Here is a 20,069-nt window from a genome sequence, read left to right on the forward strand (position 1 = left end):
GTGTGGCAGGCGCGTTCATCGGGCAGGTTCTCCAAGGCGATGAAACGGCGCAAGGAGCGGCCCGGGTGTCCGGCTGCAAGGTTGGCCGCAAGCCGGGCGGGAACGCAGCGCGGCGGGCGGAGTCTGGCAGATTACGCTTCCCTACGCCGGTATTATCCGGGTCAGGTTCTAAGGGTAACTCTCACCCGCCCTGTTTATGCCATACGCGTTTTGGTGCGAATGGTACACAACAGGAGCAGGACCCCTAGCGATGCTGTGAAGGTAAGGTAAATGTGGGATAATCGCAAGTTACGAATTGCTCGGGCGGTTGTGAAATGCGGGTTGAGGCAGCCTGTTTTTCAGAGTCGTCCTTGATATTGTCTAGAATCCAAGCCGGAGTTTCCGATGAATTTCGAACAAGCCCGCTTCAATATGGTTGAGCAACAGATCCGTCCGTGGGACGTGCTCGACACCTCCATTCTCGATCTGCTGTTCCACGTGAAACGCGAAGATTTTGTCGGTACCGACAAGCGTGCGCTGGCCTTTGTCGACACCCAGCTGCCGCTGGACAACGGCAGCACCATGCTGGAGCCGAAGGTCGAAGCCCGTCTGGTGCAGGACCTGCAGGTGAAAGCCAGCGACAAGGTGCTGGAAATCGGCACCGGCAGCGGCTACCTGACCGCGCTGTTGGCCGCCGTCGGCCAGCACGTGTACAGCGTCGACATCGACGCGCAGCAGCTGCAGCACGCCGCGGCCAACCTCAAAACCGCCGGCATCAAGAACGTGACGCTGAGCCAGGGCAACGGCATTGACGGTCTGGCGGCACAGGCGCCGTTCGACGTGATCTGCGTCGGCGGTTCGGTACCGGTAGTGCCGGAAGCGCTGAAGGCGCAGCTGGCCGTCGGCGGCCGCATGGCGGTGATCGTCGGCGACGCGCCGGTAATGGTCGCCAAGATCATCACCCGCGTGTCCGAAACCGCGTATCAGGAAAGCGTCAGCTTCGATACCAACATCGCGCGCCTGCAGCAGCTGGACGCGATCGAACCGTCGCGCTTCAGCTTCTGATGATCCGCGAAATCAACGCCCGCGAGCTGGCCGACTGGCTGGCCGATGCGTCCCGTCCGCAGCCGGTGCTGCTCGACGTGCGCGAGGACTGGGAGTACGCGCTGTGCCGCATCGACGGTTCGCGCCAGATTCCGATGAACCTGATCCCGCTGCGCCACAACGAGCTGCCGGATGACACCCCGGTGGTGACCATCTGCCACCACGGCGTGCGCAGCTACCAGGTCGGCCTGTTCCTGGAAAACGCCGGTTTCGAGCAGGTGCTGAGCCTGCGCGGCGGCGTGGCGGCGTGGGCGGACGAGGTCGAGCCGGCGATGGCGCGCTACTGAGCCGACGTTGGCCGCAAGCAAAGCCGTTCCCTGTGGAGCGGCTTTTTTATTGGCACCACCGCCGGCACGGCATACCAGCGCGCGCTGGTCTTTGCGTGTCTGGTGCGGTTTTGGCGGCCGCTTTGCTGCTGCGGGTTCGGTGGCAGCAACGGGGGGTGACTCCCCCGCTGCCGGACCCTGAATTTTTCGTGATTTCGATGGTTAACAACATGACTTATCTCGCCCCCGCCCTCGCCGCCCTGCCCGCCGCCTGGCAACAGGTGCTGGCAACGCCGGCCATCAGTGCGCAACTGGCGGTGATCGACGCGCAACTGGCCGACCGCGCCGCCGCCGGTGCGGTGATCTACCCGCCGCGCGAGCTGGTGTTCAACGCGCTGCGCCACGTGGCGCCGGCCGACATCCGCGTGGTGATCATCGGCCAGGATCCGTACCACGGCGCCGGCGAGGCGATGGGGCTGAGCTTTTCGGTGCCGGACGGGGTGAAGATCCCGCCCAGCCTGCGCAACATCTACAAGGAACAGCTCAGCGACCTCGGCCTGCCGCCGCCGGCCAGCGGCAACCTGACGCACTGGGCGGCGCAGGGCGTGCTGCTGCTGAATGCCTCGCTGACGGTGGAGGCCGACCGCGCCGGCAGCCACGGCAAGCTCGGCTGGCAGCCGGTGACCGACGCGCTGATCGACGCGGTGAACGCGGCCAACCCCGGCTGCGTGTTCCTGCTGTGGGGCAACTGGGCGCATACCAAGGCCGAGCGTATCGATGCCGCCCGCCACTGCGTGCTGAAGGCGGCGCACCCGTCGCCGCTATCGGCCAGTCGCGGCTTTCTCGGCTGCCGCCATTTCTCGCAGGCCAACCAGTGGCTGGCCGAGCGCGGCCGCGGCGAGATCGCCTGGGGTGGCGTGGCGGCGCAGGGCGGGCTGTTCTAGCGCACACGCTGCGGCCAACGTTGGCCGCAACGACGCGCCGCTTCAAGGCCGGCCGGGATGGCCAGCGGCTGATACGGCGTTAGCGGCACCGGCGCCCGGCGTGCGGACCGCGGTCTCGCCGCCGTTGTCGTGTCGCCGCGCGCGGCTTGGCGCCGCCCGCTACAGGCAGCTGGTCGCCGCATCCAGGATGTAGCCCTCGCCGCGCACGGTGCGGATCAGGCGCGGGTTGCGCGGGTCGTCCTGCAGCTTGTGGCGCAGGCGCGAGATCAGGATGTCGATGCTGCGGTCGAAGGCGTCGACGGTACAGCCGCGGGTCAGGTCCAGCAGCAGCTCGCGGTCGAGGATGGTGCGCGGCCGCTGCAACAGCACCGACAGCAGGCGGAATTCGGCGTTGGACAGCGGGATCACCACGCCCTGCTTGTCCTGCAGCTGGCGCAGGCCGACATTGAGGCGCCAGTCGCCGAACTGGATCTGGCGCGGCGGCTTGTCGCTGCCGTGGCCGGCGGCCGGCTGGCGCCCGGCCTGGGTGCGGCGCAGCACCGAGTGGATGCGCGCCACCAGCTCGCGGATGTCGAACGGCTTGCTGACGAAGTCGTCGGCGCCCACCTCCAGGCTGATGATGCGTTCGATCGGCTCGCCGTGGGCGCTGATCATCAGGATCGGCACGCTGGACTGGCTGCGGATCTCCTTGCACAGCGTCAGCCCGCTTTCGCCGGGCAGCATCAGGTCGAGCACGATGACGTCGAACTGGCGGGTGGCCATCGCCTCGCGCATGGCGCGGCCGTTGCCGACGCCGACGCAGCTCATCGCGTAGCCGTGCAGGTACTGGCAGATCAGGCTGCGGATGTCTTCGTCGTCGTCCACCACCAGCACGTGCAGCATGGCTGGTGCGGCGCTTGGGGCAACGGTGAGAGCGGGACTGCTGGAAATCATGGGAATCAGGGCCTGCGCCGGAACACGATCGCGCCAGCTTAAACAGCGGCTGCAACGCCGGTGTGTGCGTTGTGTACGGGAATGGATACAAAGCGGCAAACTGTCCGCTACATCGCCACGCGTAGACTGCCGGCTGGCTCTCCCCGTTACCGCCCTGCGCGGCCGTCCCCATGCCCCACTCCTGCTCGCGAACCGTCCGCCTCGGCCTGCTGCTGGCCAGCGCCAGCCTCGGCGGCTGCATCACCATCCAGGCGCTGCCCAACCCGGTGCGCGAGGTGTTCACCTTCGGCTTTTCCACCGCCACCGAGATGCAGGCGATGGCGGAAAAGGAACGCCAGGCCAGCGAGCGGCGGCTGGCGCCGTACCCGCAGCTGTGCATCGAGTGGAACGAACGGGTGACGGTGCCGGATTTCCTGCGCGTGGTGGAGGACGGCCTGCGCCGCCGCGGTGTGGCCAGCCAGGTGTACGCGCCGGGCACCCTGCCCGCCGGCTGCGTGGTGCTCAGCTACGCCGCCAGCCGTGCCTGGGAACAGGATTTTGCCTACATGAGCTACGCCACGCTGGCGCTGCGCAAGGACGGCAACGTGCTGGCCAAGGTGGTGTACGAGCCGCGCCGCCTTGGTTTTGACAAGTGGGCCAGCACCGAGGCCAAGCTGATCTTCCTGCTCGACCAGCTGCTGTTCAGCGGCGGCCCGCGCGACGTGCGCTAGCTGCCTGCGGCCAAGCTTGTGCGCAGAACCTGTGCATGATTTGTAGCGAATGGCTGCAAATGGGGCGGTACGGCGTTGAAAACGGCGCCGGAATGCGTGTTCCTGTCTGGCGCAACACCGCTTCCTCCGCCGTGTTCGCTCTGTCTTGCGTGAGCGCGCGCGATCGTGAACACGCGCTCAGTACAGGCTGACCGCGGCGCCGAACAGCAACTGCACCCACGCCAGCACGCCGGCGTCCAGCGGCATGTTCTGGTTGACCTGGTCCAGCCGCGCGTTGATCACGTACTTCGACGAGATGCTGTTGCCGGGCTGGATATGGTTGCCGTTGACGATGCCGGAGAAGCGCAGCACGCTCTGCTTGCCGTTGACCAGCACCGCCTTGTCGCCGCCGACCACCAGATAGCCGTTGGGCAGCACGTCCAGCACCGACACCATGATGTTGCCGTTGACCTTGTTGCTGTTCTTGACGCTGCTCTGGCCGTTGTCGTTGATGCTGTAGTCGGAATCGACATCGACCTCGAACAGCTGCTTGATCAGCCCCGGCATGGTGTGCAGCGCACCGGGGCCGTTGATGCTGGTGGCGCCGCTGGCCTTGTCGTTCAGCTGCCGGCTGCTGCTGCTGCTGACGTCCTCCTCGATGGTGACCACGATGCTGTCGCCGACGTGCTTGGCGATCTGGGTCTCGAAGAACAGCCGCGCGGTGACCGGATTGAAGATGCCGCCGCCGCTGTCCTGCGTCAGCAGCGGCCGCAACTGCGGGTAGCTGCTGGTCGGCAGCTGCACCACCGACGGCGTGGTACAGGCCGCCAGCAGCAGCGGCAACAGCAGGGAGACGACACGGTGCATGGCTCGGATCCGGGCAAATTTGACTCCACCATTCAAGCATGCCGCTGTTGTCGCATTACGGCGCTTTCGTTTCAAAATACCGTGCTTTGGCTACATATCGCCAACAATGACGACATTTGCATGCTAAAGCCGTTGGTGGCGGCCGGCCAGTGCCGTGTCCGGTGGCGACCGGCGCGCATGCTAAAATGCGCCATCAACAGCCACCCGCGAGTATCCCCATGCGTATCGGAACCCCTCTTTCCGCGTCGGCCCGACGCGTCATGCTGCTGGGCAGCGGCGAACTGGGTAAGGAAGTGGTCATCGCGCTGCAGCGCCTCGGCGTGGAAACCATCGCCGTCGACCGCTACCCCGACGCGCCGGCGATGCAGGTGGCGCACCGCAGCCACGTCATCAACATGGCCGACCCCGCCGCGCTGCGCGCGCTGGTGGAGGCGGAGCGGCCACACCTGATCGTGCCGGAGATCGAGGCTATCGCCACCGAGGAATTGCTGCGCATCGAGGCCGACGGCCTCGCCGAGGTGATCCCCACCGCGCGTGCGGCCAACCTGACCATGAACCGCGAAGGCATCCGCCGCCTGGCCGCCGAGGAGCTGGCGCTGCCGACCTCGCCGTACGCCTTTGCCGCGAGCGAAGCCGAGCTGCAGGCCGCCATCGACGCCGGCATCGGCTACCCCTGCCTGGTGAAACCGGTGATGTCGTCCAGCGGCAAGGGCCAGTCGCTGCTGCGCGGGCCGGACGACGTCGCCGCCGCCTGGCAGTACGCGGTCAGCGCCGGCCGCGTCGACAAGGGGCTGGTGATCGTCGAGGGCTTCATCGACTTCGACTACGAAATCACTTTGCTCACCGTGCGCGCCAGTGACGGTGCCGGCGGCATCGCCACCCACTTCTGCGCCCCGGTCGGCCACCTGCAGCAGCGCGGCGACTACATCGAAAGCTGGCAGCCGCAGCCGATGTCGCCGCTGGCGCTGCAGCGCGCGCAGGAGATGGCGGCCAAGGTCACCGCCGCGCTCGGCGGGCGCGGCCTGTTTGGCGTCGAGCTGTTCGTCAAGGGCGACCAGGTGTGGTTCTCCGAGGTCAGCCCGCGCCCGCACGATACCGGGCTGGTGACGCTGGCCAGCCAGATCTACAGCGAATTCGAGCTGCACGCGCGCGCCATCCTCGGCCTGCCGGTCGACGTCACGCTGCGCAATGCCGCGGCGTCGGCGGTGATCTACGGCGGGCTGGACGAAGCCGGCATCGCCTTCGACGGCGTCGCCGAAGCACTGGCGGTGCCGGGCGCCGACCTGCGCCTGTTCGGCAAGCCGGAAAGCTTCGAACGCCGCCGCATGGGCGTGGCGGTGGCGCGGGCGGAAGATGTCGCCACCGCGCGTGAGCGCGCACGGCAGGCGGCGGGCAAAGTCAAGCCGGTCAGCGGCAACTAGGCGTTGCGGCCAACCTTGGCCGCACGCGGCGGCATCGTATCAAACAAGGAGTGACAGACAGCATGAATGACGAATTGCAGATTGAAGACCTGCTGCCCGGCGACGGCAAGGCGGTGGTCAAGGGCGCGCTGATTACCACCCAGTACCGCGGCTGGCTGGAGGACGGCACCTGCTTCGATTCCTCCTACCAGCGCGGCAAGCCGTTCCAGTGCGTGATTGGTAGTGGCCGCGTGATCAAGGGCTGGGATCTGGGCCTGATGGGCATGCGCGTCGGCGGCAAGCGCAAGCTGTGGGTGCCGGCCCACCTCGCCTACGGCGAGCGCCAGATCGGCGCCCACATCACGCCGCACTCCAACCTGATCTTCGAGATCGAGCTATTGGAAGTACTGACCCGCGACGACTGAACGCGTTGGCGGCATGAAAAAACGCCCGTTACCGGCAGCCGGTAACGGGCGTTTTGCTGTGCTGCCCTGCTCTGGCGTCAGCCGGCGCTGGTGGCCAGTGCTGGCTGGCGACGCTCGACCAGCAGCAGGTAGATGCCGACCAGTACCCCGAGCGCGCACAGGCTGCTGACATAGTGCGACGGTGCCAGCGGATCGGCCTTCATCCACAGCGTCACCACCATGGGGGTCAGGCCGCCGAAGATGGCATAGGACAGGTTGTAGGAGAACGACAGCCCGCTGAAGCGCACCACCGGCGGGAAGGCATGCACCATCACGTAGGGCACGGCGCCGACGATGCCGACTGTGAGGCCGGTCAGTGCGTACCAGCCGTACAGCGCGCTGCTGCTGATGCTGCTATCGAGTTGGTGATAGAAGTGGTAGCTGGCCAGTCCCAGCAGCAGGCTGCCGACGATAAAGGTGATGCCGCTGCCGATGCGGTCGATGATGGCGCCGGCCAGCACGCAGCCGAAGGTCAGCGCCACGATGGCGAGGCTGTTGGCCTTCAGCGAGGTGGCGGCGTCGATGGCGAACTGCTTCTGCAGGTAGGTTGGCGTCATCAGGATCACCACCACGATGGCGGCGGACAGCAACCAGGTCAGCAGCATCGACACCACCACCGCCGGCTTGTGATCGCGCAGCACGGTTTTCAGCGGCATTTCATCGGCCAGCGCCTTGTTGGCCTGCATTTCGGCAAACACCGGCGTCTCTTCCAGCCAGCGGCGCAGGTACATCGCCATCAGGCCGAAACCGCCACCGAGAATGAACGGAATACGCCATGCCCAGTCGGCAATCTCCGTCGCGCTGTAGCTGGTATTGATGGTGGTGGCGATCAGCGAACCGAGCAGGATGCCGGCAGTCAGGCCGGCGGTCAGCGTGCCGCAGGCATAGCCGATGTGGCGCTGTGGCACGTGTTCGGAGACGAATACCCACGCCCCCGGCACCTCACCGCCGATGGCGGCGCCCTGCAGAATGCGCAGCGCCAGCAGCAACAGCGGCGCGGCAATGCCGAGGCTGGCATAGGTCGGCAGCAGGCCCATCAGCAAGGTGGGCAAGGCCATCAGCACGATGCTGAGCGTGAACATGCGCTTGCGGCCAAGCAGGTCGCCAAAATGCGCCATGATGATGCCGCCCAGCGGTCGTGCCAGATAACCGGCGGCAAAGATGCCGAAAGTCTGGAACTGGCGCAGCCAGTCCGGCATTTCCGGCGGGAAGAACAGGTTGCCGATCACCACGGCAAAAAAAACGAAGATCACGAAATCGTAAAACTCCAGCGCGCCGCCGAGGGCGGCGAGCGACAGCGTCTTGTAATCCTGGCGGTTGAGGGGGCGTGCCGCATGGGCCACGCTATGGTGTGGGTTCATCACGGTAATCTCTTTGGTCTTATTGGTGGTGGGTGCTAACGGTCGGCCTGCCTGCGGCGGCAATGTCGCAATGCGGCAACCGAGTTTGGCAGACTAAACGCCTGTTTCACGATTGGCAATTGTCATTTTATGACGTCATGAACGATGGCAAGTGGAACGAGCGAGACGACCAGAGCACGGAAAGGATCCGCGGGAAGCGGTGCGGCCAACGTTGGCCGCAAAAAAAACCGCCGGCGGGTGCACGGCGGTGTTGTGTATGAGCGATGTGTGATTCGTGACCGACCTGTGTCACGAATCACACTGTCGTGCCTGTCATTTCATTCAGAACTCGACGGTCACCTTCTTCGCCCCCATCGCCTTGGCGCGGGCGATCAGCTGTTCCAGCGTGGCGTCGGCCAGCAGGATGCCGGCGGCCAGCGGCGCAGCCGGCTCCGCCGCGGTGGCGGCTGCCACGGCCACGGCCACGGGCGGCGTCACCGGGGGTGGCGGGCTGACCGCGGCGCTGGCGCTGTCGGCGAGCAGTGTCGCCAGCACCTTGCTCAGCCGTTCGTAGGCTTCGCGGCTGGGCTTGATGTTGCTGCCGTCCTGCGCCTCGTAGCGCTGGATGGCGGCGGTGGACAGTCCGACCTGGGCCGCCAGCGCGGTGCGCGACAGCTGCAATTGCTTGCGAATGGCTTTCAGCGCCGGGGCAAATTCGGCACTTTCAAAGTCGGGCAGTACGGGCATCGCGCTCTCCAGCAGACGGGAATAAGCGTTGATCATACACAGGATGCGCCGATTAATACAATAAAACATACACCAAACGGTGTCACGCCCAGGTGTGTGTATGGTGTTTGCCACATTTGGCAGATAAATCATACAGCCGCAGCGACACGATGCCGGTTAATCGGTTTCCTATCAATGGCTTGTGTTTGTTGTGTGATTGCCTGCAAAAACACAATCACACAATGGCAATACAGGCAATCCGGGCGCAAGTCCACCAAAAAGTATGGCGTGTATGATTGTATGAAAGTCGTGCTGTACCCTATTCATACAGTGGTAGCGGCTGGCAGTGGCGCAACGTTGCTGCCGGTGATGACGGGGGCCAGCACCCTGCTGGTGCGATCGATGACAGGTGCGCGGTGGCAGGCGGTCATGGCCTGCTGCCAGCGGGTGACAACGGGCGCTCACCCTCAAACGGTGGCTGCTGCCGGCGCGTCAGGCTTGGCCGGCATGCCAGCGGCGGTTCAGACCGCGCCGCCGTCCAGTGCCAGCAGCAGCTCGTCGATTTCCTGCAGGTGGGTATCGTCGTGCGCCACCATGTCGGCGACCAGCTCCGCCAGCGTCAGCCGCTGCCGGCCTTCCCAGACACCGATGCGGGCCTGGGCGTCGGCGTCGCAGCCCTGCAGCAGTGCCAGCAGCTCGCCGCGCGCGCGCAGTATGCCGCTGGCCGCCTGCGCGTAATCCTGTGCCTGGTAATCGCGGGCGATGGCCCACTCGCTGCCGTTGACGCCGTGCAGCAGCGGCTGCGGCTGTTCGAGGATGGCGCGCACGCGCGGGCGGAAGGCATCGTCGTCGAGGTCGCGCAGGTGGCAGAGGTGCTCCAGCGCGGAGAAGCCGATGCCGGCCGGGCGGGCGCGCTGGCGCGCCGGCGGCAGTGTCGCCAGCCGCTGCAGCACCCGCTGCGGCATCATGGCGAGGCTGGCCAGCAGCTCGGCGAAGCTGCGCGGCTGCGGCAGTGGCGACCACACCGCGCCGTAGCTGAAGTAACCGCCCGGCACCCGCCCGCGCGGGCGCAGCAGCTGGTGGCCGTGGCGACGCATCACGTCGCCGACCATGGCGCCGCAGAACTGGCGCGCGCCCTGGTCGGCGGCGACTTCGGCGAACTTGTGCTGTAGTTCGTGGACGATGGCCGTCACCGCCGGGATGCCGGCGCGCGACAGCGCCGCGTATTCGAGGTAGCGCTGCGGGGTGTCGATCAGCTGTTCCAGCTGCTGGCCGAGGGTGCTGCGGCGAAACTGGTCAAAGCGGTTGTGCATGGCGGTTGCCTAGTAACGTAGCAAATTGCTACGTTACTGGCTGGCGGCTACCACGGCAAGCCGTTTCCGCCGCGCACTGACCCGGCCGGGCCGCGCGGCACCATTGCGAACCCGGCTGGACTGCGCGCGGCTGGCGATGTCGTCAGGCCTGCGGCCAACCCTGGTGGCGGACGCGGTGCGAGCCACTGCCCGGTCGCGACCCCGCCGCATCGTGCTCGCCCGGCCGTGGACCGGGCTACAGCGTGCGCGCCAGCGCGATCATCTGTTCCATGCAGCGACCCCAGCCGTCGTGAAAGCCCATGTCGGCGTGGGTCTGGCGGTCGATGGCGTCCTTGTGTAGCACGCGCGCGTTGTAGCGGGTGCCGCCGTCGGCCAGCGCGTCAAAGCTGATGACGGCGGTGAAGAAGGGCTTGGCGGCGGGGCGGAAGCCCGGCTGCAGCGCGTCGCTGAACACCAGCCGCCGCTGCGGCACGATGTCGAGGAAGCAGCCGCTGGTCGGGTAGCGGGCGCCGTCCGGCGCCTGCATCACGGTGCGGAACACGCCGCCCGGCTGCAGTTCCATTTCGCACTCGGGGGTGGTCAGCGGTGCCGGCGCCCACCACTGCTGCAGCAGCGCCGGCGTGGTCCACACCCGCCACAGCAGCGCCGGCGGCAGCGCGATGTCGCGGCCCAGTTCCAGGTCCAGGTGTTCGTCGAAGGGTGGCAGGGTCATGGTTGCTCCTTGCTTTGGCTAGGCGCCGGCGGCGGCCAGGGTTGGCCGCAGGCGCGGGTTCAGACGTGCGGGAAATCCGGGTTCCACGCCACTTCCCACAGGAAACCGTCGGCGTCGGCGAAGTAGCCGCTGCGCCCGCCCCAGAACGCGTCCTGTGCCGGCTTGACGATGCGGCCGCCGCGGGCGGCGACTTCGGCCAGCAGCGTGTCCACCTCGGCCGCGCTGCGCACATTGTGCGCCAGCGTAAAGCCGGGAAACGCCGCCGCCGGGCTGTCCGCCACGCCGGCGTCGGCGGCCAGTGCCGCGCGCGGATACAGCGACAGCCAGGTATGGCCGAGTTCGAAGAAGGCGACCCCGGCGCCCTCCGGCATCGCGATCTGCGGCAGCTGCAGCACGTCGCGGTAGAAGGCGGTGGCGCGCGCCAGATCGGCGACGCCCAGGGTGACAAAGCTCAGTCTTGCTTCCATGCGTGGTACTCCCGGTGCCAGGGTTGGCTCATTTGTTGTTGCAGGTGCCGCCGCGCCGGCTCGCCGACGTCGGCGTGGTGCAGGAAGGCATCCAGTGAAATGTTGTCCGGCCACGGCGTGTCGTTTTGTTGTATAGCCTGCATCCGGTCAACACGAAAATGGCGATAGTCGTGGCGCAGCAGGCACCACGCCGCCAGCGTCCAGCGGTCGCCCCAGAAGAACAGCCCCAGCGGCGCCAGTGTGCGACAGCTGGCCTGGCCGGCCTCGTCGCGGTAGTCGATGGCGAGGCAGCGCCGTGTGTGGATGGCGGCGGTGATGCCGCCCAGCCGTTCGCGCGGATAGCCGTGATGGCGCGCGGCAAACAGCGGCGCCGGCGCCAGCCCGGCGGAGCCGAGCACGGCGTGGATCTTGGCCAGCGCGCTGGCGGCCGCGTCGGCGGTGGCATGATCCGCCCACGCCGCCAGCATGCGGGCGCCGACTTCCAGTGCCGACAGCTCGGCCGCGGAAAAGCTCAGCGGCGGCGGAGTGAAGCCGGCTTCCAGCCAGTAGCCCTCGCCGGCCTCGCCGTTCACCGGCGCGCCGCTGGCCATCAGGTCGGCCATGTCGCGGTACACCGTGCGCGGTGACACCTCCAGCCACTGCGCCAGCTGTTGTGCGGTGGTGCGGCGGCGGCCGCGCAGCAGCAGCAGGATCTGCATCAGGCGGTCGGCACGGCGCATGTCAGCCGCCGTCCTGTTGCCGGGCCAGCCGGATCACGGCACGGATGGCGGCGCGCGCCTGCGGGCTATTGCCCCAGCAACTGCTGCGCAGCATGAGGGCGATCTGGCGGCACAGTTCGGCCTCGTCGCTGTCGCGCAGCTGCGCCAGCGACTGGTAGCCCAGCTGTTCCAGCCGCGCGATCACGCTGTCGCCGACGCCGTGCAGGGCGCGCATGGCCTGTCGTTCGTGCTCGGGAAAGGTCATGGGCACTCCTTCAATGCTGAATGGATGACAAGGATAAACCGCGAGCCATGGCGGCGGGATGTTTTGTCAGGCCACACGCTGGTAAAACGCCAGCAGCGCGCTGCCGGGGGCGAGCAGCGACAGGAAGTGCGCGCCGTGCGGATCGTCCGGCCACAGCTCGCACAGCGCGACGGCGCGTTCGCGGCTGTCGGCCAGCACCAGGTCGACATAGCTGTCGTCGTCGCCGCGCCACAGCGTGTGGCTGACAAAGCCGGGCTGGTGGCGCAGCAAGTGCTGTTCCACCGCCTGTGCTGCCTGGCGCAGCGTCGCTTCGCTGACGCCGGGGCGCAGCCGGAAACTGGCGAATTCGAGTCCGCCGATGGGGGGAGTGTGGTCGTCATGGTGCGGGGCTTTCGTCAAAAAGGGGATAGGCCGGCGCTGGTGGCAACGTGGCCGGCAGCGCGGCCTGCATCGCCGCGGCAATCAGGTAAAAATCGGCGGCGCTGATCTGCAGCTGGCCGAAACGCAGCGGATAGCCCCAGCGTGCCGGGTCGGTGATGAAGGCCAGCTGCGTGAGCAAAGGCCGGATCGGCGCCGCTTGTGCGGCGACAAAGGCGACATCGCGGCGCCACGGCCGGAAGTACGCGTCCATGCTGACGCGGTACGGCGCGCCGGCGCCGACGCTGCCGATGGCGGTGAAGGCCTGGCACGGTGTTTTGCCGCCTAAGACCTCGACCGGCGAGTAGTACACCAGGCCGTCGCCGGCCGCCATGCGCGCCAGCGGTGCCGCCTTGCCGTGGCACAGCTGGGCAAAGCCGCCGGCCACACCGCGGGCAACGTGTTCGTGGCAGGCGACGCCGATCCAGTAGCGCCGGCTCATGGCGCGTGGTGCAGGCCGATGTGGTTGCCCTCGCTGTCCTGGAACAGCGCGATGTCGCCGTTGCCGTCCGGCAGCGTCAGGCGCGGCTGCAGGATCACGCCGCCGGCGGCAGCGATGCGCGCCAGCAACGCGTCCAGGTCCGGCCCGCCGTCCAGATAGACGCGGCTGCCGGCACTGCCCGGCTGCAAGCGCGGGCTGGCCATGATGCAGCCGGGGTGCTCGCCGCCGGCAGTGCGGAAGACGGCAATCTGCTCGCCCATGAATGGCTCGACGTGCAGTTCCACGTGGAACGTCTGGCGGTAGAAGGCGACCGCGCGCTCGAAGTCGGTGGCGGGAATTTCAAACCAGTGAACAAAGGTGGACATGGTGTGGCTCCGGTAGCAGGTTGGCGGCAGGGTTTGCCGTTGCCCAGTATCGCGACCGGCTGCTGACAGCCTGCTGTCAGTAGTCTTTTGTCATGGCGAAATAATTTTCGCCGGCGGTGGCGGCGGCGAGAGTGAGCGTGGCTCTCGTGTCCGTCGCGGCGGCCGGCCCCGCCGCGGCTGCTGGCGCCATGGCCAAGCCGTGAGCATGGCGGCGGGATCGGCAACGGCAGGCCGGCTGCACCGCCAGCTTGCTGGCGGCACCTGCACCGTACCCGCTGGTGCGTGAGTGTCGGTGCGCCTCAGCCCTGGCGCAGGCGGCGGTAGAAGGTGCTGCGGCTGATGCCCAGCGCGCGGGCGGCGGCGCTGGCGTTGCCGCCGTGCTGTTGCAGCAGTTGCGCCAGCTGCCCGCCGCTGGCGCTGCCCACCGCCGCCGGATGGTGTTCGCGCAGGGTGTCCGGCAGGTGGGTCAGCCCCAGCTCGGTGCCGTCGTCGACCAGCGCCAGCAGCGTCTTCAGCAGGTTGTCGAGCTGGCGCAGGTTGCCCGGCCACGGGTAGCGGCGGATGAAGTCGGCCAGCGCCGCCGACAGCGTCACCCCGCGCCGCGCGCCACCGTGCTGCGCCAGCAGGTTGGCCGCAATCTGTGCCACGTCGCCGCGCTCGCGCAGCGGCGGCAGCCGCAGCGGATAGTGGCCGAGGCGGTAGTAGAGGTCGGCGCGGAAGCGGCCGGCGGCGACTTCGTGCTCCAGGTTGCGGTGGGTGGCGGCGACGATGCGCACGTCCACCTTCTGGCCGATGCCGCCGCCCAGCGGCACCACCAGCCGCTCCTGCAGCACGCGCAGCAGCCGCGCCTGCAGGCTGGCCGGCATGTCGCCGATCTCGTCGAGGAACAGGATGCCGCCGTCGGCCTCGCGCAGGCGCCCCTTGGCACCCTGCTTGCGCGCGCCGGTAAAGGCGCCTTCTTCATAGCCGAACAGCTCGGCCTCGATCAGCCCTTCCGGAATCGCCGCGCAGTTGACCGCCACCAGCGGCGCGCCGGCGCGGCTGCTGGCGGCGTGCAGCGCCTGCACGAAGCGCTCCTTGCCGACGCCGGTTTCACCCAGCACCAGCACCGGGATGTCGGCCTCCAGCAGCCGTTGCCCGCGTTGCAGCAGGCCGTCCGGCAGCGCACCGGCGTCGTTGCGGCCAACCTTGCTGTCCGCCGCCCGGCCGGCACGCGCGGCGGCGTGATCGGCCGGCACCGCTGCGGGTGCCGCCTGCCGTGGTGTGGGCGGCAGCAGCCGCGCCGAATACAGCTGGCCGCCGTGACGCAAGGAGGCCGCGCCGATGCCGTGGCGGCTGAGCCAGTGTTCCAGGCTCTGCCCGGCCAGCGCGGCAAAGCGGCTGTGGCCCAGCGCCGGCCAGTCCAGCCCCAGCGTCGCCAGCGCGGCACGGTTGGCCGCACGCAGCACGCCGTCGTCGTCGAAGCCCAACCGCCCGCAGCGCGGCGTGGTCAGCGTGGCGGCGTCGGGCGCGAAGCGCAGCTCGAACAGTGCGCCTGCCTGCTCGTCGAACAGACGCTGCTCGATGTGGCGCACCGCCGCCTGCACCTGCTGCTGCTGCGCGTCGCCCAGCTTGCGCGGCAGGCCGGAGACGTCGACCACCCCCAGCAGCTCGCCCTGCGGGCTGACGATGGCGCCGGCGGTGCACGACAGCTGGCGGTTGCGCTCCAGGTAGTGCTCGCTGCCGCGTACCCGCACCGGGCCACCGAGCACCAGCGCGGTACCGATGGCGTTGGTGCCGCGCACGTCCTCGCGCCAGTCCATGCCCGGCAGCAGCGCCACCCGCTCGGCACGGTCGAGAAAGGCCGGGTGCCCCATCTGGTCGAGGATCACGCCGTGGCGGTCGGCGACGATCACCACGTGGCCGTCGTCGACCACGCTGTCGAACAGCGCGTCGATCGCCGGGCGCGCCAGCTGCAGCCAGTCGGCGTTTTCCTGCTGTCGGCTGCCGAGGCTGGCGGTGTCCAGCTTGTCCGGCAGCCGCAGCCGCGCCGCGGACAGGCCGAGGCCGAGGCAGCGCCGCCACGAGTGCAGGATCGGGCTGGGCACGCTGTTGTCGGGCAGGGTTTCGCCCTCGAAAAAGCGGCGGCGGATTTCGGCTAGCGGCAAGGACGACATGGTGGCTCCGGCTTGTGTCAGTGTGTCGCGACAGGTGTGTCAGGCTGCGACAGCGGCGCTCGGCTCGCTCCGCCGATTATGCGCGCCCGGACGTGGCGAACAAGCGCTAAAAAAACAGCAACGCTGGCGCGCTGCAGCATCGGCACGCGGCGGTGGCCGCCGTTGCAAGGTTGGCCGCACGCTGCGGTGCAGCATCAGAAAGCGCTGGCACGCGCCGTGCACTGTTGCAGCCACACCCGCTTGAGGTGAGCCAAGACAACAGGAGAGAGACGATGAGCACCATTACCCCGGCCCAGTACGGCCTGAACCTGAAATCCCGCTACGACAACTTCATCGGTGGCCGCTGGTTGCCGCCGGTCAATGGCCGCTACTTCGAAAACCTGACCCCGGTCACCGGCAAGGCGCTGTGCGAGATCGCCCGCTCCGACGAGGCCGACATCGAGCTGGCGCTGGACGCCGCCCACGCCGCCAAGGCCGCCTGGGGCAAGACCAGCGTGACCCAGCGCTCGCTGATCCTGCTGCGCATCGCCGACCGCATGGAGCAGCACCTGCACACCCTGGCCACCGTCGAGACCTTCGACAACGGCAAGCCGATCCGCGAGACGCTGGCCGCCGACATCCCGCTGGCCATCGACCACTTCCGCTACTTTGCCGGCTGCATCCGCGCGCAGGAAGGCAGCCTCGGCGAGATCGACGCCACCACCGTCGCCTACCACTTCCACGAGCCGCTGGGCGTGGTCGGCCAGATCATCCCGTGGAACTTCCCGATCCTGATGGCGGCGTGGAAACTGGCGCCGGCACTGGCCGCCGGCAACTGCGTGGTGCTGAAACCGGCGGAACAGACGCCGCTGTCCATCCTGATTTTTGCCGAGCTGGTGGGTGATTTGCTGCCACCGGGCGTGCTCAACATCGTCAACGGCTTCGGCACCGAGGCCGGCAAGGCGCTGGCCACCAGCAAGCGCATCGCCAAGATCGCCTTCACCGGCTCCACCCCGGTCGGCCGCCTGATCATGAACTACGCCAGCCAGAACCTGATTCCGGTGACGCTGGAACTGGGCGGCAAGTCGCCGAACATCTTCTTTGCCGACGTTGCCGCCAAGGACGACGCCTTCTTCGACAAGGCGATTGAGGGCTTCGTGATGTTCGCGCTCAACCAGGGCGAGGTGTGCACCTGCCCGAGCCGCTCGCTGGTACACGAGTCGATCTACGACCGCTTCATGGAACGCGCGCTGAAGCGCGTGGCCGAGATCAAGCAGGGCAACCCGCTGGATCCGTCCACCATGATCGGCGCGCAGTCGTCGCAGGAGCAGATGGACAAGATCCAGAGCTACCTCGCCATCGGCAAGGAAGAAGGTGCCGCGGTACTGGCCGGCGGCCAGCGCGCCCACCTCGGCGGCGATCTGGAAGATGGCTACTACATCCAGCCGACGGTGTTCCAGGGCCACAACAAGATGCGCATCTTCCAGGAGGAAATCTTCGGGCCGGTGCTGTCGGTGACCAAGTTCAAGGACACCGAGGAGGCGCTGCACATCGCCAATGACACCCTGTTCGGCCTCGGCGCCGGGGTGTGGACCCGCGACATGAACACCGCCTTCCACATGGGCCGCGGCATCGAGGCCGGCCGCGTGTGGACCAACTGCTATCACGCCTACCCGGCGCACGCGGCGTTCGGCGGCTACAAGCAGTCCGGTATCGGTCGCGAGACGCACAAGATGATGCTCGACCACTACCAGCAGACCAAGAACCTGCTGGTCAGCTACAGCGAGGACAAGCTCGGCTTCTTCTGAGGCTGAGCGCGGCCGGCGCTGGCCGGCCAGCATCACCGGCGCGGCGGGCCGCCTGCCGCCGCGCCGTACCGCAATACCCGAACGCTGGCGCAGCACGCACCCCCTGCCAGCAGTCGCAGATGAACCATCGCCGGGCCGCAGCATGGCGGCGGGCAAAGCCAGACATAGGGATTACTTACCATGACAACGACCACTTTCTTCATTCCGCCGGTCAACCTGATCGGCGACGGCTGCCTCAATGACGCGCTGCAGGCGATCCGCGGCTACGGCTTCCGCCACGCGCTGATCGTCACCGACGCCGGGCTGGCGCGTGCCGGCGTCGCCGCCAAGGTCGCCGCGCTGCTGCAGGCGCAGGACATCGAGGCCACCATCTTCAGCGGCGCGCAGCCGAACCCGACGGTGGCCAACGTCGAGGCCGGCCTCGCACTGCTGCGCGAGAAACGCTGCGACTGCGTGATCTCGCTCGGCGGCGGTTCGCCGCACGACTGCGCCAAGGGCATCGCGCTGGTGGCCACCAACGGCGGCCACATCGGCGACTACGAGGGCGTCGACAAGTCGGCCAAGCCGCAGCTGCCGCTGATCGCCATCAACACCACCGCCGGCACCGCCAGCGAGATGACGCGCTTCTGCATCATCACCGACCAGACCCGCCACATCAAAATGGCCATCGTCGACCGCAACGTGACGCCCATCCTGTCGGTGAACGACGCCTCGCTGATGCTGGCCAAGCCGGCGGCGCTGACCGCCGCCACCGGCATGGACGCGCTGACCCACGCCATCGAGGCCTACGTGTCCACCGCCGCCACCCCGATCACCGACGCCTGTGCGCTGCAGGCGGTGCGGCTGATTGCGGCCAACCTGCGCACCGCGGTGCGCAACGGCCAGGACCTGCACGCGCGCGAACAGATGGCCTACGCCCAGTTCCTCGCCGGCATGGCCTTCAACAACGCGTCGCTCGGCTACGTGCACGCGATGGCGCACCAGCTCGGCGGCTTCTACGACCTGCCGCACGGGGTGTGCAACGCGCTGCTGCTGCCGCACGTCGAGGCCTTCAACGCCAGCGTCGCCGCCGGCCGGCTGGCCGATGTCGCCGCCGCGATGGGCGAGGACGTGGCGGCGCTGGATGCCGCCGCCGCCGCCGAATGCTGCCTGGCGGCGATCCGCCGCCTCGCCGCCGACATCGACATCCCGGCCCGGCTCAGCGAGCTGGGGGTGCAGGAAGCCGACATTCCGCTGCTGGCCGCCAACGCGCTGAAGGACGCCTGCGGCCTGACCAACCCGCGCCCGGCCAGCCAGGCCGAGATCGAGGCCATCTTCCGCCAGGCGCTGTAAGCCGTCCTCCTGGCACGGTACTGCGGCGGAAGGTCTCCCTCCCGCTGTCGCCGCAGTGCTGCTGCCTTGTCCTTGCCCGTCTGATGTGTCGCAACACAGACGGGTTTTTTTGGGCCTATCATTTTGATGTCATGGCTGGCGCGGCACCCTGCCCGCCGGCCGCCGGCGCCACCTTCCGGTGGTCTGCCCGCCCCCAACCGCTGGAGTCCGCATGTCGTTTTTCCGTAACCGAGCCACCCGTGCGCCCGCTGCCGCCAGCGCCATCCCGCCGCTGCAGGTCTTGCGCAGCGACAGCCACAGCTATGAAGCGGCGCTGGCCGCCAGCGCCAGTCCGCGGGTGCGGCTGGTGCTGGGCTACGTCAACCCGTCCGCCAACCTGGAACAGATCGGCCGCTGCATCGCGCGCCATTTCCCGCAGGCGAAGATGCTGCTGACCACCACCGCCGGCGAGCTGTGCAGCCGCCAGGCCGGCGACGCGCTGTATCTGCCGGCCGACGGCCAGTGGCAGAGCATGGTGTTCCAGCTGTTCGACGAGGCGCTGCTGGCGGGGGTGCACATCGAGGCGGTGGCGCTGGCCTGCGACGACATCAAGGCCGGCAGCCCGGTGCTGAGTCACGCCGCGCGCATCGCGCGGCTGCAGGAGCACGTTGGCCGCATCCGGCTGCCGTTCGCGATGCGCCACGACGAGGGCTTCGTGCTGACCCTGGTCGACGGCCTGTCCAACAGCGAGAGCTACCTGCTGGAAGCGCTGTACGAATCCGGCAAGCTGCCTTACCTGTTCGTCGGCGGCTCCGCCGGCGGGCCGCTGGATTTCTCGATGACGCGGCTGTACGACGGCCAGCAAGTGCGCGACGGCCACGCGGTGTTCGCCTTCATCAAGCTGGCGCCGGCCTACCGCTACGGCGTGTTCAAGAGCCAGAACTTCGAGGACAGCGGCAGCCACTTCACCATCGCCGAGGCCAGCACCGAGCTGCGCCGCGTGCACTCGGTGATCGATGAACACAGCGGCGAGATCCGCAACGTGCTCGACGCGCTGGCCGCGCACTTCCGCTGTCCGCGCCAGCAGCTGGCGGCCAAGCTGCAAAGCCACAGCTTCGGCATCAAGATCAATGGTGAGCTGTTCGTGCGCTCGGTGCTGGCGGTGAACGAGACCGGCGGCTATCTGCAGTTCGCCTGCGACCTCGCCTTCGGCGAGCGGCTGCACCTGCTGCGCAGCACCGATCTCGCCGAGCACACCCGCCGCGACTTTGCCGCCTTTAGCGCCGGCAAGCCGGCCGCGGTCGGCGCTATCCTCAACGACTGCATCCTGCGGCGGCTGAACAACGCCGGCGCGCTGGCGCGTGCCAACGTCTACGGCGACATCCCCGCCGCCGGTTTTTCCACCTTCGGCGAGCTGCTCGGCG

21 protein-coding genes, 1 pseudogene and 1 riboswitch are annotated in these 20,069 nt (G+C 68.0%); of the genes and pseudogenes, 9 read left to right on the forward strand and 13 right to left on the reverse strand.

Features of this window, described 5'->3' with window-relative positions; genetic code table 11:
* Window positions 1-121 precede the first annotated feature (121 nt).
* Window positions 122-256, reverse strand: a riboswitch (TPP riboswitch).
* Window positions 257-384: 128 nt separating this feature from the next.
* From NOM55_RS13355 to NOM55_RS13365, 3 genes are all read left to right on the forward strand, one after another.
* Complete coding sequence (locus tag NOM55_RS13355; protein ID WP_255908984.1) at window positions 385-1,044, forward strand: protein-L-isoaspartate O-methyltransferase; 660 nt, start codon at window positions 385-387, stop codon at window positions 1,042-1,044.
* The gene (locus NOM55_RS13360; protein ID WP_047968229.1) at window positions 1,044-1,370 is read left to right on the forward strand and encodes a rhodanese-like domain-containing protein; all 327 of its coding nucleotides are present in this window, start codon (window positions 1,044-1,046) and stop codon (window positions 1,368-1,370) included. The genes NOM55_RS13355 and NOM55_RS13360 overlap by 1 nt, the downstream gene beginning before the upstream one ends.
* Window positions 1,371-1,579: 209 nt before the next feature.
* The gene (locus NOM55_RS13365) at window positions 1,580-2,293 is read left to right on the forward strand and encodes a uracil-DNA glycosylase (RefSeq protein ID WP_255908986.1); all 714 of its coding nucleotides are present in this window, start codon (window positions 1,580-1,582) and stop codon (window positions 2,291-2,293) included.
* 159 nt (window positions 2,294-2,452) lie between these two features.
* Here the strand turns inward: NOM55_RS13365 and NOM55_RS13370 are convergent, their stop codons facing one another.
* Window positions 2,453-3,175 (reverse strand): response regulator, encoded by a 723-nt coding sequence (locus NOM55_RS13370; protein ID WP_255908988.1) that lies wholly within the window; start codon window positions 3,173-3,175, stop codon window positions 2,453-2,455.
* A 221-nt stretch (window positions 3,176-3,396) separates the two neighbouring features.
* Here NOM55_RS13370 and NOM55_RS13375 point away from each other — a divergent pair, with 221 nt between their 5' ends.
* A complete protein-coding gene (locus NOM55_RS13375; protein ID WP_053068205.1) occupies window positions 3,397-3,936 on the forward strand; it encodes a hypothetical protein in 540 nt (179 codons plus the stop codon).
* Window positions 3,937-4,113: 177 nt separating this feature from the next.
* Here the strand turns inward: NOM55_RS13375 and NOM55_RS13380 are convergent, their stop codons facing one another.
* Window positions 4,114-4,782 carry a flagellar basal body L-ring protein FlgH gene (locus NOM55_RS13380; protein ID WP_170152184.1) on the reverse strand — a complete coding sequence of 223 codons (669 nt, stop codon included), beginning with the start codon at window positions 4,780-4,782 and terminating at the stop codon, window positions 4,114-4,116.
* 212 nt (window positions 4,783-4,994) lie between these two features.
* Here NOM55_RS13380 and purT point away from each other — a divergent pair, with 212 nt between their 5' ends.
* Window positions 4,995-6,203: a formate-dependent phosphoribosylglycinamide formyltransferase gene (gene purT, locus NOM55_RS13385; protein ID WP_370687877.1), complete on the forward strand. Its 1,209-nt coding sequence runs from the start codon at window positions 4,995-4,997 to the stop codon at window positions 6,201-6,203.
* A 62-nt stretch (window positions 6,204-6,265) separates the two neighbouring features.
* Window positions 6,266-6,607 (forward strand): FKBP-type peptidyl-prolyl cis-trans isomerase, encoded by a 342-nt coding sequence (locus tag NOM55_RS13390; protein ID WP_120812915.1) that lies wholly within the window; start codon window positions 6,266-6,268, stop codon window positions 6,605-6,607.
* 77 nt (window positions 6,608-6,684) lie between these two features.
* Here NOM55_RS13390 and NOM55_RS13395 read toward each other — a convergent pair whose 3' ends face one another.
* The 11 genes from NOM55_RS13395 to NOM55_RS13445 all read right to left on the reverse strand — a co-directional run bounded on the left by NOM55_RS13395 (window position 6,685) and on the right by NOM55_RS13445 (window position 15,547).
* Window positions 6,685-8,007 (reverse strand): MFS transporter, encoded by a 1,323-nt coding sequence (locus NOM55_RS13395; RefSeq protein ID WP_255908992.1) that lies wholly within the window; start codon window positions 8,005-8,007, stop codon window positions 6,685-6,687.
* 321 nt (window positions 8,008-8,328) lie between these two features.
* Window positions 8,329-8,733 carry a helix-turn-helix domain-containing protein gene (locus tag NOM55_RS13400; protein ID WP_255908994.1) on the reverse strand — a complete coding sequence of 135 codons (405 nt, stop codon included), beginning with the start codon at window positions 8,731-8,733 and terminating at the stop codon, window positions 8,329-8,331.
* 500 nt (window positions 8,734-9,233) lie between these two features.
* Window positions 9,234-10,025 (reverse strand): DinB family protein, encoded by a 792-nt coding sequence (locus NOM55_RS13405; RefSeq protein WP_255908996.1) that lies wholly within the window; start codon window positions 10,023-10,025, stop codon window positions 9,234-9,236.
* 235 nt (window positions 10,026-10,260) lie between these two features.
* Complete coding sequence (locus tag NOM55_RS13410) at window positions 10,261-10,737, reverse strand: SRPBCC family protein (RefSeq protein WP_047968221.1); 477 nt, start codon at window positions 10,735-10,737, stop codon at window positions 10,261-10,263.
* Between the two features lie 59 nt (window positions 10,738-10,796).
* Window positions 10,797-11,204 (reverse strand): VOC family protein, encoded by a 408-nt coding sequence (locus tag NOM55_RS13415; protein ID WP_255908998.1) that lies wholly within the window; start codon window positions 11,202-11,204, stop codon window positions 10,797-10,799.
* On the reverse strand, window positions 11,189-11,923 hold the full coding sequence (locus tag NOM55_RS13420; protein WP_120812793.1) for a YafY family protein: 735 nt from the start codon (window positions 11,921-11,923) through the stop codon (window positions 11,189-11,191). The genes NOM55_RS13415 and NOM55_RS13420 overlap by 16 nt, the downstream gene beginning before the upstream one ends.
* Before the next feature lies 1 nt (window position 11,924).
* A complete protein-coding gene (locus NOM55_RS13425) occupies window positions 11,925-12,167 on the reverse strand; it encodes a recombinase RecA (protein ID WP_255908999.1) in 243 nt (80 codons plus the stop codon).
* A gap of 66 nt (window positions 12,168-12,233) precedes the next feature.
* Complete coding sequence (locus tag NOM55_RS13430) at window positions 12,234-12,566, reverse strand: antibiotic biosynthesis monooxygenase (RefSeq protein WP_255909000.1); 333 nt, start codon at window positions 12,564-12,566, stop codon at window positions 12,234-12,236.
* Window positions 12,544-13,026, reverse strand: coding sequence for an EVE domain-containing protein (locus NOM55_RS13435; protein WP_255909001.1), 483 nt, complete (start codon window positions 13,024-13,026; stop codon window positions 12,544-12,546). Before NOM55_RS13435 ends, NOM55_RS13430 begins: the two co-directional genes overlap by 23 nt.
* Window positions 13,023-13,391, reverse strand: a complete 369-nt coding sequence (locus NOM55_RS13440) for a VOC family protein (protein WP_255909002.1) — start codon at window positions 13,389-13,391, stop codon at window positions 13,023-13,025. Before NOM55_RS13440 ends, NOM55_RS13435 begins: the two co-directional genes overlap by 4 nt.
* A 299-nt stretch (window positions 13,392-13,690) precedes the next feature.
* The gene (locus NOM55_RS13445; protein ID WP_255909003.1) at window positions 13,691-15,547 is read right to left on the reverse strand and encodes a sigma-54-dependent Fis family transcriptional regulator; all 1,857 of its coding nucleotides are present in this window, start codon (window positions 15,545-15,547) and stop codon (window positions 13,691-13,693) included.
* A 272-nt stretch (window positions 15,548-15,819) separates the two neighbouring features.
* Here NOM55_RS13445 and adh point away from each other — a divergent pair, with 272 nt between their 5' ends.
* The 3 genes and pseudogenes from adh to NOM55_RS17450 form a co-directional block, all read left to right on the forward strand.
* Complete coding sequence (adh, locus tag NOM55_RS13450) at window positions 15,820-17,334, forward strand: aldehyde dehydrogenase (RefSeq protein WP_255909005.1); 1,515 nt, start codon at window positions 15,820-15,822, stop codon at window positions 17,332-17,334.
* A gap of 180 nt (window positions 17,335-17,514) precedes the next feature.
* Window positions 17,515-18,666: an L-threonine dehydrogenase gene (yiaY, locus tag NOM55_RS13455; protein ID WP_255909007.1), complete on the forward strand. Its 1,152-nt coding sequence runs from the start codon at window positions 17,515-17,517 to the stop codon at window positions 18,664-18,666.
* Between the two features lie 211 nt (window positions 18,667-18,877).
* A pseudogene (locus NOM55_RS17450) lies at window positions 18,878-20,050 on the forward strand (FIST signal transduction protein); the annotation flags it as partial.
* Between the last annotated feature and the right edge of the window lie 19 nt (window positions 20,051-20,069).

Source organism: Vogesella sp. AC12, from assembly GCF_024437575.1.
GTDB lineage: Bacteria > Pseudomonadota > Gammaproteobacteria > Burkholderiales > Chromobacteriaceae > Vogesella > Vogesella indigofera.

Coding starts and splice junctions, on each gene's coding strand:
- NOM55_RS13405 (WP_255908996.1), bottom strand. CDS start 10,025: ATGCACAACCGCTTTGACCAGTTTCGCCGCAGCACCCTCGGCCAGCAG.
- adh (WP_255909005.1), top strand. CDS start 15,820: ATGAGCACCATTACCCCGGCCCAGTACGGCCTGAACCTGAAATCCCGC.
- NOM55_RS13410 (WP_047968221.1), bottom strand. CDS start 10,737: ATGACCCTGCCACCCTTCGACGAACACCTGGACCTGGAACTGGGCCGC.
- NOM55_RS13375 (WP_053068205.1), top strand. CDS start 3,397: ATGCCCCACTCCTGCTCGCGAACCGTCCGCCTCGGCCTGCTGCTGGCC.
- yiaY (WP_255909007.1), top strand. CDS start 17,515: ATGACAACGACCACTTTCTTCATTCCGCCGGTCAACCTGATCGGCGAC.
- NOM55_RS13445 (WP_255909003.1), bottom strand. CDS start 15,547: ATGTCGTCCTTGCCGCTAGCCGAAATCCGCCGCCGCTTTTTCGAGGGC.
- NOM55_RS13370 (WP_255908988.1), bottom strand. CDS start 3,175: ATGCTGCACGTGCTGGTGGTGGACGACGACGAAGACATCCGCAGCCTG.
- NOM55_RS13415 (WP_255908998.1), bottom strand. CDS start 11,204: ATGGAAGCAAGACTGAGCTTTGTCACCCTGGGCGTCGCCGATCTGGCG.
- NOM55_RS13355 (WP_255908984.1), top strand. CDS start 385: ATGAATTTCGAACAAGCCCGCTTCAATATGGTTGAGCAACAGATCCGT.
- NOM55_RS13420 (WP_120812793.1), bottom strand. CDS start 11,923: ATGCGCCGTGCCGACCGCCTGATGCAGATCCTGCTGCTGCTGCGCGGC.
- NOM55_RS13365 (WP_255908986.1), top strand. CDS start 1,580: ATGACTTATCTCGCCCCCGCCCTCGCCGCCCTGCCCGCCGCCTGGCAA.
- NOM55_RS13440 (WP_255909002.1), bottom strand. CDS start 13,391: ATGTCCACCTTTGTTCACTGGTTTGAAATTCCCGCCACCGACTTCGAG.
- NOM55_RS13390 (WP_120812915.1), top strand. CDS start 6,266: ATGAATGACGAATTGCAGATTGAAGACCTGCTGCCCGGCGACGGCAAG.
- NOM55_RS13380 (WP_170152184.1), bottom strand. CDS start 4,782: ATGCACCGTGTCGTCTCCCTGCTGTTGCCGCTGCTGCTGGCGGCCTGT.
- NOM55_RS13400 (WP_255908994.1), bottom strand. CDS start 8,733: ATGCCCGTACTGCCCGACTTTGAAAGTGCCGAATTTGCCCCGGCGCTG.
- NOM55_RS13395 (WP_255908992.1), bottom strand. CDS start 8,007: ATGAACCCACACCATAGCGTGGCCCATGCGGCACGCCCCCTCAACCGC.
- NOM55_RS13435 (WP_255909001.1), bottom strand. CDS start 13,026: ATGAGCCGGCGCTACTGGATCGGCGTCGCCTGCCACGAACACGTTGCC.
- NOM55_RS13425 (WP_255908999.1), bottom strand. CDS start 12,167: ATGACCTTTCCCGAGCACGAACGACAGGCCATGCGCGCCCTGCACGGC.
- NOM55_RS13360 (WP_047968229.1), top strand. CDS start 1,044: ATGATCCGCGAAATCAACGCCCGCGAGCTGGCCGACTGGCTGGCCGAT.